Origin of the sequence: Natrinema sp. HArc-T2, from assembly GCF_041821085.1 — an archaeon.
GTDB lineage: Archaea > Halobacteriota > Halobacteria > Halobacteriales > Natrialbaceae > Natrinema.
Genome location: NZ_JBGUAZ010000006.1, coordinates 203,843 through 216,548 on the forward strand (window position 1 = coordinate 203,843; position 12,706 = coordinate 216,548).

Here is a 12,706-nt window from a genome sequence, read left to right on the forward strand (position 1 = left end):
GGTTGGGGGCGAACGTTTTTCTCATCGCGGTTCGACGCACCCGGTATGAGCGATTTCGACCTCGACCTTCGAACCGTCGAGGAACACATCGACGACGAACTCGAGATCGAAGGCAGCATCGTCCTCGGCGTTCTCAATGGGGAGACACCCGCTGAAGAGTGGCTCGAGGCGATCTCGAAGGGGAACGTGCTCGTCCTCAACGTCGAGGGGAACGTCAACGAACTGGCGTCGGGGTTCGCACGCGACGTCAGGGAATCGGGCGGGAACCTCGTTCACTTCCGTGGCTTTCTGCTCGTGACGCCACCGGGTGTAGACGTGAGTACAGACCGGCTCTAATCGCGGTGGGATTAGCGGGTCGCCTCGAGTTCGTCGAACAGCGAACACACACGGCGCTCGATCTCGTCACGGATCGTCGCGACCGCTGCCGGTGATTTCCCGTCCGGGTCCTCGAGAGCCCAGTCGCGGTTCTCGCCAGCCCAACTGGCCGGGCAGACGTCGGAAGCTGAACAGCCCATCGTGATGACGTAGTCGCTCGCCTGAAGGTCCTCGAACGTGACCTCTCGTGGCGTCCGATCGGCGATGTCGATGTCTGTGTCGGCCATCGTGTCGACGACCTCGTCGTGGACGTGGTCGGCGGGTCGCGTGCCGCCGGTGATGAGGTCGATTTCGTCGGCGAGGTCGCGCGCCTCGAGTTCCTGCTGAGCGAACGCGTAGGCCATCTGTGACCGGCCTGCGTTCTGGACACAGACGAAGGCGATACGAGTCGAGTCGGTGGAATCGGTGTGTGAAGTCATTAGGTATCAGTCGTCATCAGGGGTCGATTTTGGGGATGATGGCTCGAGGCGGCCAGTGGTGGCACCACTCCAGTCGAAGCGCCGCTGGAAGTACAGCGCGACGTTGACCAGCGCGAGCAGGACGGGGACCTCGATCAGTGGGCCGACGACAGTCGTGAAGGCGACGCCGGAGCCGACGCCGAAGACCGCGACCGCGACCGCGATCGCGAGCTCGAAGTTGTTCGAGGCGGCGGTAAAGCCGATCGCGGTCGTCGTCGAGTAATCCGCACCGATTCCTCTGCCCATCCCGAAGCTCACGAGGAACATGACGACGAAGTAGATCGTCAGCGGGACGGCGATCAGGAGGACGTCACCGGGCGAGGCGACGATGGCCTCTCCCTGGGTCGCGAACATCACGATGACGGTAAACAGGAGCGCGACCAGCGTCACGGGATCGATTTTCGGGACGAACTCCTCGTCGTACCACGCCTCGCCTTTGGTTCGCGTGCCGACGTACCGAGTGAGGAAGCCGCCGGCGAAGGGAATACCGAGGAAGATGACGATCGCCCTGAACACCTGTGTTGGCGTCACGTTGAACGTCTCGATGCCAGCGACGAGCGTCTCCATGCCAAGGAGTGGCGGGAGAAACAGGCCGAAGAACCAGACGTAGACGCCGTAGGTGACGATCTGGAAGAGACTGTTGAAGGCGACCAGCCCGGTGACGTACTCGGTCGAGCCGTCGGCGAGTTCGTTCCAGACGAGCACCATCGCGATACACCGGGCCATCCCGATGAAGACGAGTCCGAGGAAGTACTCCGGGCGCGCGGGAAGCCCGGGAACGAGTCCGCTGAAGAAGACGACCGCGAGCCCGAACATCAGCGTCGGGCCGATGAGCCAGTTTTGAACGAGGCTCAATCCGAGCACGCGCCAGTTGCGAAAGACGGTCGGGAGTCGCGAGTAGTCCGCTTTCGCCAGTGGCGGATACATCATCGCGATCAGGCCGATCTGGACGAGGTGGAAGTCTTGAATCGGCTGCGTGACCGACGGCGCGACGAAACCGAGTCCCACGCCGATGGCCATCGCGCCGAAAATCCAGACGGTGAGGTACTTATCGAGGAAGTCCATCGACCGCGGGTCACCACAGCTCTCGCAGCCACAGTTTGGTCCGTGTTCGTGTCCGTCGGCGTTACTCATTCGTGAACACTCCGTCCAACAGCGTCAGGATCGCAACCGCGCCGTTCGAGGCACGATACTTCCGCCAGCGACCGTCCTTCCGGCGTGTCACCAGCCCGGCCTCGATTAGCTCCGAGAGTGCGTGACTGATGGCACTCTCGCTCGTATCGATCATCGCATTCAGTTCACAGACACAGAGTTCACCGTCGGCGGCGACGAGCAGCCGAACGAGCTTGTACCGTGTTTCGTTCGCAAGCGCTGCCAGCACGTCGAGATCCGAGTCGATCCGCTCGGTCGAGAGCACCGCTTCGAGCGTATCGAGTTCGTCGAGTCGCTGATCGACGTCCTCGGGACGACAGTCCTCGAGTTCGTCCTCGAGGTATCGCTGGAGTCGTTGTGTCGCTGTTGCCATCACCCTCAATTGAGAGTCTTTTCAATTAACAGTTCCGACCGGAAGTCATCAGTGTCAGTCCGATCGCCGTTTGCGATTGCGTAACAGACTTGCACGTGGCCCCCAACACTCCTATATGTGAGCGGTTCCTCAATTAGGATGTGCAACAGTCGAACATCAATCAGCAACAGTTGTCGTCTCGTGCAAGCGTCTCGAGTCGCAAACAGCGTGCCGGGACGGCGTTTACCGGCGGCTACGGCACGAAGGCTGGGAGTTCTGATCTCCTGTTTCTGGAGGGGCAACTCCCGGCTGAGGACGGCGTGGTCGACGGCGATCAGCCAGCGGCGGAACAGATGAACCGCGCGCTCTCGAACCTCGAGACGGCACTCGAAGAACAGGGCCGAACGCTCGACGACGTGCTCAAGATGACGGTGTATCTCACCGACCTCGAGCAGTACGACGCGGTCAACGAGGTCTATCGTGAGGCATTCGGCGAGCAGCTCCCAGCGCGCGCCGTCGTCGGTGTTTCGGAGTTACTTGGCGGTGCCAGCGTTCAGCTCGACGCGGTTGCGGCGATCGAGTAAGGGTTTTGTTCTTGAATGTTTCTCGTGAGATAGCTGAATGCTATCCGAGAAACAGTGTATCGAAGTAAGTCACCCGTGTAGACGGTGTTGATACCCACATCGATATTTCTCGATTCAATCGAAGCTCGACTCGAGTCCAGTCGCACCCGGTCTGAACCCGATTGATTCAGATATATGCTTGCATTCATCGGACGTATCACCTCTTATTCTCTCGAATAAGCCTGATATCCACAATATTTTGTCTTTTCCGAACTGGTAATACACCCCGGCTCGAGGATCAACGCTGAGCAAGGCCCGCTCGAACAGATCGGGTTTTATCGAAACGTACTAATACCGGACCGGACTTTATCGATATGTATGGCAGATCCAATGGTCGACAAGACCGTGGATGCGCAGGCTGGAACAGGTTTGACGGCAGATGACTCCCAGATTTGGAGCGTCGAAATCGAAAAAACCGGAGGCAACCGATGAAAATCATCGTTTATGGACCGGGCGATTGCAGCAACTGCTCGCGGCTCAAAGAGAAAGCCCAGAACGTCGTCGACGAAAACGGATTCGACGCCGACGTAGAGAAAGAAGGGGACATGGCGAAGCTGGCAGAGAAAGGCATCATGTCCACGCCTGGCTTCGAGATCGACGGCGAAATGGTCTTCAGCGGGTCGAATCCGCCTGAAGACCAGTTACAGGAGCTCATCGAGGAACGGTTGTAAGAAACTATGGTTTTTCAACAGATAGCCACGTACGTAGTCGATGCTCTCGGACTCACGGGGTCGCTGAGAGCGGCGGCTCATTTCTGGATCTACGACACGCTGAAAATCCTCTCGATACTCATCGTCGTGATTTTCGGCGTGACGTACCTCCGAACGTACTTTCCACCGGAGAAGATCAGGGACTATCTCGAAGGGAAGCGAGCAATAACGGGGTACGCACTCGCTGCGTTGCTCGGAATCGTCTCCCCGTTTTGCTCCTGTTCGACGATCCCGATATTCCTCGGTATGGTCGGTGCGGGAATCCCGTTCGGGATCACGATTACGTTCCTCGCCGTCTCACCGATGATCAACGAGGCTGCGCTCGTCGTGTTGCCGGGCGTCGTCGGATTCAAACTGACAGCACTGTATGCGGTGAGCGGAATCGTGATCGGGATGTCCAGCGGCTACACCCTCAATAAACTGGGTTTCGACAGATACATCGAGGAGTTCAATTTCGGCGACTCGGATGTCGAAATCGATGAACCCTCGAGAAGAGAGCGTGCCAGAGAGGCGTACGTCGAGGCAAAAGACATCATCGTCGAAATCGTGCCATACGTTATCGTCGGCGTCGGAGCGGGTGCAGCTATCCACGGCTACCTGCCCGGCGAACTGGTAACACAGTATCTGTCGGGACCGCTCGGCGTCTTCGGCGCGGTCGCCGTCGGCGTCCCAATGTATACCGACATCCTCGGCGTCATACCGGTCGTCGAATCGCTGATCGGAAAAGGACTGCCGGTTGGGACGGGTCTGGCGTTCATGATGTCGGTCGCCGCACTCTCGTTCCCGCAGTTCATGATCCTGAACAAAGTGATGAAGAAGGAACTGATCGCGGCATATGCGACCACACTGGCGGCAGGTATCTTGACCATTGGCTTGCTCTTCAATCTACTACTCTAAATTCGCAGGTGGCTGTTCACAGTGAGCCGCCTCGGGGTCAAGTGGTTCGAGAGAGCGAAGTTCTCTCGTCATCACGAGACGGCAAAGCCGTCTCGGACGACCCCGAGGCACTCGGCCTGCCCTGCCTGTAGAATAGAGCGATTCATCCGATATTGCACCCGGCAGTACGTTCCGAGATCGCCATCTCGTATCGGGAATCCCTGAATTGAAAAGACAACGTTCAATACTGGGATGAGCAACATTCAGCCCATATGCCCCCTCTCTGATCGAAAGCTTTAGTATTAAAACGACCTTTATCGATATGTATGGCTAATTCGCTGTTCGGCAAAATTGCGGCTGCATTGGCCGGCGCAGGATCGACTGACGATGGAGAGCACTAAGCAACGATGAGTGACTCAGTACCCGAATCGACGCGGCAGACGCTGGATCGACTTTACGAGGACCCCGAAAACCGACTGACGTCGCTGTTCGAACTCGCACCGGACGACGAACAGGTGGACGCACAGCTTGGTGTGTTCAAAGCGCTGGCAAACGAACACCGGATCCGGATCCTCGAGGCGCTCAAAGAAGGCGAACTGTGTGCGTGTGAGTTACAAGTCGTCCTCGACGCGCCCCAGTCGACGGTGGCGAGTCATTTGCGAGAGCTCAAAGACGCAGGGCTGGTCAAGACGCGACGCCAAGGCAAGTGGACCTACTACCGGATCGGCGACACCGCTGCACTGCAGTTACTCGAGATTGCACACGCGCTCGCTGAGGGAGAATAACGTTTACATCCGGACTCGAGGCAGCGCTCGTCGGCTCGGAGCACTCCTTCTTGCAGCTCGTGTAAGACGGACGGCTATTTCTCCTTGTATACGGGCCAACGAAGCCGGATTCCGCGCGCGCGGAGCGCCCATCTGAGTTCGGCGCATCCCCAGAGCAGCGCCGTCGCAAGGCCGACGGTCACCGGTCCGAGGGCGGACGGCCCCAGCCACGACGGGCTGGCGTAGACGACGAACGTGACGACGTGAGACGGAACGAGCGACCGGGCCCGATCGACGATCGGATCGAAGACGCCGAGATCGATGTTCTGCCTCCCTCCGTCGTCAGCGCCGCTCGTCTGCGACTCGAGTCCGAGCACCGCTGCGCTCTGTCCACCGGTGCTCTCGTCGCCGGTCTCGAGGCGTTCGGCATCGTAGGGGTGGGGCACCTCGAGTTGCCAGACGATGTCGCCGCTCTGGTTGACCTCGAGGACACGCTCGCCACCGGTATCGGTGACGAGCGTGTTGCCGTTGGGCAGCCGGTCGGCGTCGCGGGGCCACTGCATCCGGTCGTCGGACCAGACCCAGCTCCGGTTCCAATCTCCGTTGTCGCGCTGAAATTCCTGGACGCGACCGTTTTCCGAGTCCGCGACGACGACAGCAGGGCCGCCACGCGACTCGGGGATATAGTCCGGATTGTGCTGCTCGTTGAGAATCGCGTACTCGTCTTCCGCACCGAGCGTCCAGTCGTCGACCAGCCCAGTCTCGGGCTCGATGAAGACGACCTGATCCTGGTTGCGGAGACTGGCCATCACGCGCCCGTCTGCAAGGACCTCGACGTCGTTGAGGTGGACCCAGTTGCCCGGGTAGGAGCCGCCACCCTCAACGGGAAAGTCACTCTGGGCATCCCAAGTCCACTCGATCATCCCTGTCTCAGTGTCGACCATGAACACCTGATCGGCGGCGATGTCGGCGACGACGATATGCCGGTCGTCGAGCCGGTCGGCGTCGTGCCACTCGCCGGCGGTTTCCCGGTAGACGTACTGGGCGTAGACCTCGGTCACCTCGCCTGTCGAGAGGTTCGCCCGTTCGATGACGTTGCGCGCACAGGGCGGGTCCTGACAGCGAGAGCTGTCGGCATACAGCGTGTCCGTCGCGGCGTACTCGACGGTCATCGACTCGTTTTCGACGGGATCGACGTCGTAGTACTTCGTGTGCGTATAGTTGGCGTAGATTCGGCTTCCGTTGGGCGCGTACGCGAGGATGTTACCGGCCCGTCCCGACTGCGTGATGACGGTGTGGTTATCGGTTGGGGGCGCGTCAGCGGGTGCATCCGTCCGTTCGCTCGCAGACTCGCCAGCTGCGCTGAAGACGATTCCCGCAGCGCACGCGATGAGTATCGTGAGGAAAACGATCCGAACGTGGTTTCGAGTGAGTCGGTCAGTTGCTGCCGCGACTGTCGATCGAACCATTCGTGTTTCGCCGTCTATCGCCCTTCCACGAGGACGGTAATAGGGCTGCGGGCACGTTCACGGCGCGAGGAACGTCAGGACGTGACCGTCCGGATCGCGAACGACGACCTCGTCGTCGGCCTCTCGATCGACTACCTGAACGCGATCATGGACTGTCTCGAGCGCCGCCTTCGGCTCATCCGTCTCGAACCCGAGGTCGACGTGGACGCCGCCGCGGGCGTCGGCGAGTCCCAGATGGGGTTCCCAGAGTTCGAGCGCCATCGGCCCGTGGAGTCGCACCCGCGTGCGGTCGTCGCCCTCGTCGACGGTCTCGAATCCCAGGTCCTCGTAGAAGTCACGCGAACGATCGAGGTCTTCGACCTCGAGGACGACCTCGAAGATCCCATCGATGCCGGGACCGGCCACGTCCTGCTGGCCGAGTTCGACGCAGTTGCCGTCCGGGTCGTACAGGTACAGCGACCGCGCGGGGCCGAACTGCGCCTCCTCGAGATCATGGCTCTCAGAGAGGCGATTCCACCAGTCGTCGTACTCGACCGCGGGGATCGAGAACGCGTAGTGAGTATGGAGACCACCCCGGGGGAGTCCGCTCGGTCGTCGAAGCACGAGGTCGGTCTCGCCAGCTGTGGCAACGAGTTCGTCGTCCTCGCGCTCGTGGACGGACAGTCCCAGTGTCTCTTCGTAGAACGCCCGCGCCGGCTCGAGATATTTGACCTCGAGTGCCAGCCAGGAAAGCCCCGTTAGCATGACGCAGGCTACTCGAAGGAGGGATAAAGAATCGTCGGCGGTCTGCGATCGAACTGGACGATTCGATGGTTGGACGAACATTCGATCGATGGACGCGAAACGGTGACATCCTCCTCGCGGTAAACGGCGAGGCTTCCCGTACCGCAGGTGGGATATTTGCTGGTCTACGACACGACCTGTTCTCTCGTCTGAAACGTCCCGCTCTCGCGGTCGAACAGGTGTACCGATGGCTGTGCCACACAGCCGTTACTCCTATCCTCACCGTGAGGACTCGGAGTTATCTTCTGGCGCATATTCTCCGCCCCGTTACAATCGGCGTTCCCGACCAATACACACGATGAACAGACATACAAGCCCCGTTCCACGCGGTTTGACCTCGTGTCGTCACCACACCGTGAACACGTCTTCGAGGTGTCCCACTCGTTCTCTTTCAGCACCTCAACGCCACGAATCTCCCCCTTGTACGCGAGGTACTGGTAGATACGGTCAAACGCCCACGAGTGCAACTTTTTGTTTCCCGTCTTGCCCCAGTCGGACTCGCGCACGTCTTCAGGCCAGCTCACCGCGAGCGTACCAACACCGCGTTCGACACACTCCGTGATGATCGTGTCCGTAAGCGTGTGGTAGAAGTGTGTTTCACGGTCTGTGAGTTTCCTGCGTGCCCGCATCGACTTCTCCGAGGGGCCGTTCTCACCCTCAGTGTCGTACTCTGCTCGGGTGAAGTAGTGCTTGTCCTGTTTGAGCGAGTTGCCGGGGTACAGGATGTACTCGTCGGGGAATGCGACTGTGGCGATGTTCTTGATACCGAGATCGATACCGGCCACTTCGTTGCCTGCTGAGTCGTTGGTTTCGAGTTCGACTTTGCAGACGAAGCGCAGTTCCCACTCGTCGCCATTCCAGACGGCTCGCACGTTCTGCACCTTGTTGACTTCTGAAAGGTCAACGTCGGGGCGGGTCTGGTACTCGCAGAGCAGGAAGTCCGACCAGTGTTCTTTCAGGTTCTTGCCCTTTGAGAGTCGGACGCGGTCGTGTTCGGGGTCGTGTTTGAAGCCGTCTGCTTTGAACGTGACCGTACTCTTGGGTCGAGTGTCGCCGTATTTACGGTAGCCGGGAGGATTCGCCTCGTCAAACTTGTGTCGCAGGTCGAACCATGACTGGAAAGCGTCGGAAAGTTCTTCGATGACTTTCTGACTGGATTGTGCGTTCAGGTCTTTCCAGCACGACTGGTTCTTCATGTACGCTTTGAGCGTTCCTTCGTCTGGTATTTCGCCAGCTTCATCCCAGATGCGGTCTGCTGTCCAGCGTGCGACGTTCCAGATTTTCGAGGCGGAATCACCGAGCGAATCGAGGCCATCGCAGACCTGTTGCTGGTTCTGGATGGAACCAACATAGGTTCGAGTGGCCTTAACCGCCATACATAGCCTATGTAGACAAACCTACTTAATCATTCAGATTAACGTTGAATATCCGGTCTGTTATTGAGCGGTGGATTCCGTAGGTGAGTGACGCGATTCACGCCCGCCGTGAACAGTAGACGCCGAACCTAATTTACGACACTGCTGGTAGGTTGTCTATGGTGAAGACAACCGAAGCAAAACAGGTCTGTCAAGCTGCATCAGCCCTTCTTTATCCAGAACTTGACTTTGAGATCAAACCCTGTGGGATGTACACGAGAGAGGACTTCGAGAAAGTCCTCTCTCGTATCGCTTTTGAGCAGGAATTCGCCAACACAGGCGGAAAACACACCAGTTGAACCAAGATAAGCCGGTTGACGTCACATCCACAGCTCGAAATCCACTTGCAAAATCGCTTCTCTACCACCTACGGAATCTGGACGCGGACGCCATCGACGATCAGTTCGATGGCGTCCGCGACGATCTCTTCGAAGTTCTTCGGAAACGTCGGCTGTTACCAAGCTGTGTCGACGTTGCGATCGACCTTCACGAATGGCGATTCTATGGCTCAGCCGAGACAGACCACGTTCTCATCACCTATCCCGACCAGGGAACCACTCGGACGTATTGCTTTGCGACACTGTGTATCGTGGCACCTGGAACACGGTTTACGCTTGCAGTGCTCCCGCTCGAAGAGAACGGCTTCCGCGCTAGAGTGGTCTGCGTCACTTCTGAATCTTGGCTACGCCTTACGCTGTTCGAATCCGGTGACCCGAGCGAATGCTTCCGAAACGAGTATTCAAACCAAACCCCGATCACTCAAGCGCGAAGCCGTTCGAACCCTGTTAGAGACTGCCCAGAAGTATGTCTCGCTCAGACACGTCTATCTTGACCGCGGCTTCTATCAGGTTCACGTTGTCGCGGAACTGGAACAACTTGGTGTCGATTACATCGTTCGTGCGCGTCCAAGCAAAGGCATGAAAGACCGTCTCAGCGTCGGTGCTGAGACGGTCGTCGATGACTATCTCATGCAACGAAAGCGAAAACCGACTGCGTCGGTGGCTGTAACAGTCTTTGCTGTCCCACACCGCTCGAAAGAGGATGAACACGTGTGGTTTGTCACAAACCGAGAGATAGCGCCTGATGCACCACGAGCGTACGCGGCGGCATTCCGCCGCTGGGGGATCGAAACATCATACCGACAGATCGGTGACTTTCTTCCGAGAACGTCATCGCCGACGTTCTCGGTGCGGTTGTTCTACTTTCTGTTTGCAGTCGCGCTGTACAACCTCTGGGTTCTAGCGAACGTCCTCGTCACCGGTGGCACAATTCCTGGGAAGCCACCACTCTCGACGAAGATCTTCCGTGAATTCGTGCTTCCAACTGACTACGGGTAGAATTCCACTCCAGACGACCGAGCTAATCGGTTAGGAAGCAATCACTGAGTGATAACGCTTCGGAGCGCCGTTCGACGGCGCTCCTTCGCTTTCTCAATCGGTCCTCCACTCTCTGGACCGATTGATACCGACACGGATAGTAACGAAAGAATTAATTTCAGCTTGTTCTATACCTCGGTTCGGCAACGACTGTGAACGGCGGGGGATTCTCTCGCTGGTTAAAGATAGCCGACGGCGACGACGGCCATGCGCCGGTCGCGTTCCCGTCGCCACGCCAACGCGCTGAGCGTCGCCAGCGCCGCGCCGAGCACGAAGATCCCGAAACTGATCGTCTGCTCGAGTTGCTGGGCGAGCGTCAGCGCAACGACTGTCGCGACGATGTCCGGAATCAGTGCTGGCATTCGATATAGCTCGACCGAGGTGTCGGCAGAGAAAAAGGATTGTCGTCCAACCGTCGAATCCCATCGGCAAGATGCCCAACGTCGCGTCGGCAGATATGGTGTCGCTGCCAGCCGGCTGCCATCCCTGCGATGGGATTTTATCATTACTGCGTTCATAGACAGTGGCATGGCCTTTCGTGTCGACGAGCGTGCAACCGACTTCCGAGAGATCGACCGCTTCGAGGGTGGTGTCGGCTGGCTCGCCCATCCCGACGAACGAATGCAACGTGCTAGCCACGCCCTCGCGATCGACGGCGAGGTCTGGGTGATCGATCCTGTCGACGCTGAGGGACTCGACGAGCTGTTCGCCGAGTTCGGAGACGTGACCGGCGTCGTCGTCACGCTGGATCGACACAAACGCGACGCCGCTGCTATCGCGAGGCGTCATCGCGTCCCCGTCTACCTGCCCGAGTTCTTTGATGGCGTAACCGACGACATCGACACTGCGGTCGCCCGCTTCAGTGACGAACTCTCGGATACCGGGATCCGTGCACTTACCGTCGTCGACAGCCGCTTCTGGCAGGAAGTTGCCCTCTACAATCCAGCCGACAGAACGCTTGTCATCCCCGAAACGGTCGGGACCGTCGACTACTTCCTGGCTGGCGACGAGCGACTCGGCGTGCATCCGATGTTGCGACTGAATCCGCCACGAGCGGCGTTTCGTGGCATCCGACCCGAGCGTGTCCTCGTCGGCCACGGTGCCGGCGTAATGGACGGTGCTGCGCACGCGCTCGAGGACGCATTCAAGAGTTCTCGTCGGCGAGCCCCCCGGCTGTACACCGAGGCAGCCTGGGACTTCCTGCCGATCTGAGAGCGGTGATGTCGAGTCGACCTAACTGCTGGAGGGCATAAATCTAATTACCTCCCACCCAAAGCTGACCTGTGGTCTACGTCACCCGTGCGCTCGTCGACGTGTTGCTGGACCTGGCCAGCGACGCGGATCCCGACGACGTGACGACCGGCGTCTCGGTTACGATGGCCGACGAACTCGAGGGTGCGGACGGCCTCGATCCCGAGACGCCGGTCTTTACGGACTTCTTTCTGCCCGATCCTGGCAACTCCGTCAACGCCGTCTTCGGCGTCGATCTCTCGATGCCTGCCCGACAGGCACAGGGCCGGTTTATTTCCCATCCGGTCGGCGAACTCGAGGTGACTCGACGCGACGACCTCGCCGAAATCGTCTTCGTCGCCGTCCCGCCTTGGGGGACTGACGAGCGGTCGTTCGCCGCGTTCGACCGCAGCGGCAAGCGCCAGCCCCTTGAGATCGTCGACGCCGCGCCGCCGGACCAGTCGCTGACGGACTGACGTGCGCTGACGGATTCGTGGCCGGCGCTACGAAACAGGTATGCGTTCAAAAAACGGCTGTGAGTTGTTGCGTATCACCCGGTCGGGAGCGGGAACTCGTCGTCGCCGATGATCCGATCGATGATGCCGCCGGGGCTCCGGTCTCGGCCATCGTCGGTCTCGTCGTCGGATGGGAAGTCCGGAACGTGTGGCATGTCTACTCCCCTAAGAGGGTACGCTCTCGAGACCGAAAAGCGCTGTTCCCGTGTTGCACCAGCCGGTAGCTGGCTCGCGGGCTGATTGGTCCGGTTACTCGAGATAGCCCAGCCCGCGGAGCTGTTCAGTGATCTCTTCGAACTCGGCTTCGGTGAGTTCGCCCTCCTTCTGGTGCTGGATGACGATGCTCCGCAGCAGGAACCGGACGAGATCGCTCGTGCTCTGGAAGCTCGTCCCCTCGATGGTCTCCTCGACGCGGTCGGCCAGGTCCTTCGGGATCGACACCGTGGTGTATTCGGTCATACGCCATACTCCGTCGCGGGCCCCAAATGCGTGTCGACAGCGCTATCGATCGCGCGTGCGCACCGCGCGCTTGTGGCCCTCTATGATAGTTGATCACAGCTCCCGTCCAATAGCGATCGTCGACCGTCTCCACAGGCATTTTTATATTC

The 12,706-nt window shown here is 59.2% G+C and carries 16 protein-coding genes and 1 pseudogene; 9 read left to right on the forward strand and 8 right to left on the reverse strand.

Annotation, left to right across the window (positions count from 1 at the left end):
- The first annotated feature begins 45 nt into the window (after window positions 1-45).
- Window positions 46-336, forward strand: a complete 291-nt coding sequence (locus ACERI1_RS15390) for a DUF5779 family protein (protein WP_373619314.1) — start codon at window positions 46-48, stop codon at window positions 334-336.
- Between the two features lie 11 nt (window positions 337-347).
- Here the strand turns inward: ACERI1_RS15390 and ACERI1_RS15395 are convergent, their stop codons facing one another.
- From ACERI1_RS15395 to ACERI1_RS15405, 3 genes are read right to left on the reverse strand one after another with little or no spacing between them, the layout of a single operon-like run.
- The gene (locus tag ACERI1_RS15395) at window positions 348-794 is read right to left on the reverse strand and encodes a low molecular weight phosphatase family protein (RefSeq protein WP_373619315.1); all 447 of its coding nucleotides are present in this window, start codon (window positions 792-794) and stop codon (window positions 348-350) included.
- A gap of 6 nt (window positions 795-800) precedes the next feature.
- Window positions 801-1,967: an ACR3 family arsenite efflux transporter gene (gene arsB / locus ACERI1_RS15400; RefSeq protein WP_373619317.1), complete on the reverse strand. Its 1,167-nt coding sequence runs from the start codon at window positions 1,965-1,967 to the stop codon at window positions 801-803.
- The gene (locus ACERI1_RS15405) at window positions 1,960-2,358 is read right to left on the reverse strand and encodes an ArsR/SmtB family transcription factor (protein ID WP_373619319.1); all 399 of its coding nucleotides are present in this window, start codon (window positions 2,356-2,358) and stop codon (window positions 1,960-1,962) included. The genes arsB and ACERI1_RS15405 overlap by 8 nt, the downstream gene beginning before the upstream one ends.
- Before the next feature lie 140 nt (window positions 2,359-2,498).
- Between ACERI1_RS15405 and ACERI1_RS15410 the strand changes: the two genes are divergently transcribed.
- From ACERI1_RS15410 to ACERI1_RS15425, 4 genes are all read left to right on the forward strand, one after another.
- Window positions 2,499-2,921, forward strand: a complete 423-nt coding sequence (locus ACERI1_RS15410) for a RidA family protein (RefSeq protein WP_373619321.1) — start codon at window positions 2,499-2,501, stop codon at window positions 2,919-2,921.
- A 467-nt stretch (window positions 2,922-3,388) separates the two neighbouring features.
- A complete protein-coding gene (locus tag ACERI1_RS15415; protein WP_373619323.1) occupies window positions 3,389-3,631 on the forward strand; it encodes a thioredoxin family protein in 243 nt (80 codons plus the stop codon).
- Between the two features lie 6 nt (window positions 3,632-3,637).
- Entirely contained in the window at window positions 3,638-4,567 is a 930-nt protein-coding gene (locus tag ACERI1_RS15420; protein ID WP_373619324.1) for a permease, read from the forward strand.
- Window positions 4,568-4,953: 386 nt separating this feature from the next.
- Window positions 4,954-5,331: a helix-turn-helix transcriptional regulator gene (locus tag ACERI1_RS15425; protein ID WP_008014304.1), complete on the forward strand. Its 378-nt coding sequence runs from the start codon at window positions 4,954-4,956 to the stop codon at window positions 5,329-5,331.
- Window positions 5,332-5,405: 74 nt separating this feature from the next.
- Here ACERI1_RS15425 and ACERI1_RS15430 read toward each other — a convergent pair whose 3' ends face one another.
- From ACERI1_RS15430 to ACERI1_RS15440, 3 genes are all read right to left on the reverse strand, one after another.
- Entirely contained in the window at window positions 5,406-6,779 is a 1,374-nt protein-coding gene (locus tag ACERI1_RS15430; protein WP_373619326.1) for an arylsulfotransferase family protein, read from the reverse strand.
- A gap of 57 nt (window positions 6,780-6,836) precedes the next feature.
- Complete coding sequence (locus ACERI1_RS15435) at window positions 6,837-7,523, reverse strand: VOC family protein (protein WP_373619327.1); 687 nt, start codon at window positions 7,521-7,523, stop codon at window positions 6,837-6,839.
- 164 nt (window positions 7,524-7,687) lie between these two features.
- Window positions 7,688-8,938 (reverse strand): RNA-guided endonuclease InsQ/TnpB family protein, encoded by a 1,251-nt coding sequence (locus tag ACERI1_RS15440; protein ID WP_373619328.1) that lies wholly within the window; start codon window positions 8,936-8,938, stop codon window positions 7,688-7,690.
- Window positions 8,939-9,096: 158 nt separating this feature from the next.
- Here ACERI1_RS15440 and ACERI1_RS15445 point away from each other — a divergent pair, with 158 nt between their 5' ends.
- Together ACERI1_RS15445 and ACERI1_RS15450 are read left to right on the forward strand one after the other, a co-directional pair.
- Complete coding sequence (locus tag ACERI1_RS15445; RefSeq protein ID WP_373619330.1) at window positions 9,097-9,276, forward strand: hypothetical protein; 180 nt, start codon at window positions 9,097-9,099, stop codon at window positions 9,274-9,276.
- A 462-nt stretch (window positions 9,277-9,738) separates the two neighbouring features.
- A pseudogene (locus ACERI1_RS15450) lies at window positions 9,739-10,314 on the forward strand (transposase); the annotation flags it as partial.
- 218 nt (window positions 10,315-10,532) lie between these two features.
- On the opposite strand, the gene ACERI1_RS15455 reads toward ACERI1_RS15450, so the two are convergent.
- On the reverse strand, window positions 10,533-10,715 hold the full coding sequence (locus ACERI1_RS15455) for a hypothetical protein (RefSeq protein WP_373619332.1): 183 nt from the start codon (window positions 10,713-10,715) through the stop codon (window positions 10,533-10,535).
- Between the two features lie 166 nt (window positions 10,716-10,881).
- Here ACERI1_RS15455 and ACERI1_RS15460 point away from each other — a divergent pair, with 166 nt between their 5' ends.
- Both ACERI1_RS15460 and ACERI1_RS15465 read left to right on the forward strand, forming a co-directional pair.
- Window positions 10,882-11,565, forward strand: coding sequence for a hypothetical protein (locus ACERI1_RS15460; protein ID WP_373619333.1), 684 nt, complete (start codon window positions 10,882-10,884; stop codon window positions 11,563-11,565).
- Window positions 11,566-11,636: 71 nt separating this feature from the next.
- Window positions 11,637-12,059: a hypothetical protein gene (locus ACERI1_RS15465; protein WP_373619335.1), complete on the forward strand. Its 423-nt coding sequence runs from the start codon at window positions 11,637-11,639 to the stop codon at window positions 12,057-12,059.
- A gap of 288 nt (window positions 12,060-12,347) precedes the next feature.
- Here ACERI1_RS15465 and ACERI1_RS15470 read toward each other — a convergent pair whose 3' ends face one another.
- The gene (locus tag ACERI1_RS15470; RefSeq protein ID WP_006186097.1) at window positions 12,348-12,557 is read right to left on the reverse strand and encodes a ribbon-helix-helix domain-containing protein; all 210 of its coding nucleotides are present in this window, start codon (window positions 12,555-12,557) and stop codon (window positions 12,348-12,350) included.
- Between the last annotated feature and the right edge of the window lie 149 nt (window positions 12,558-12,706).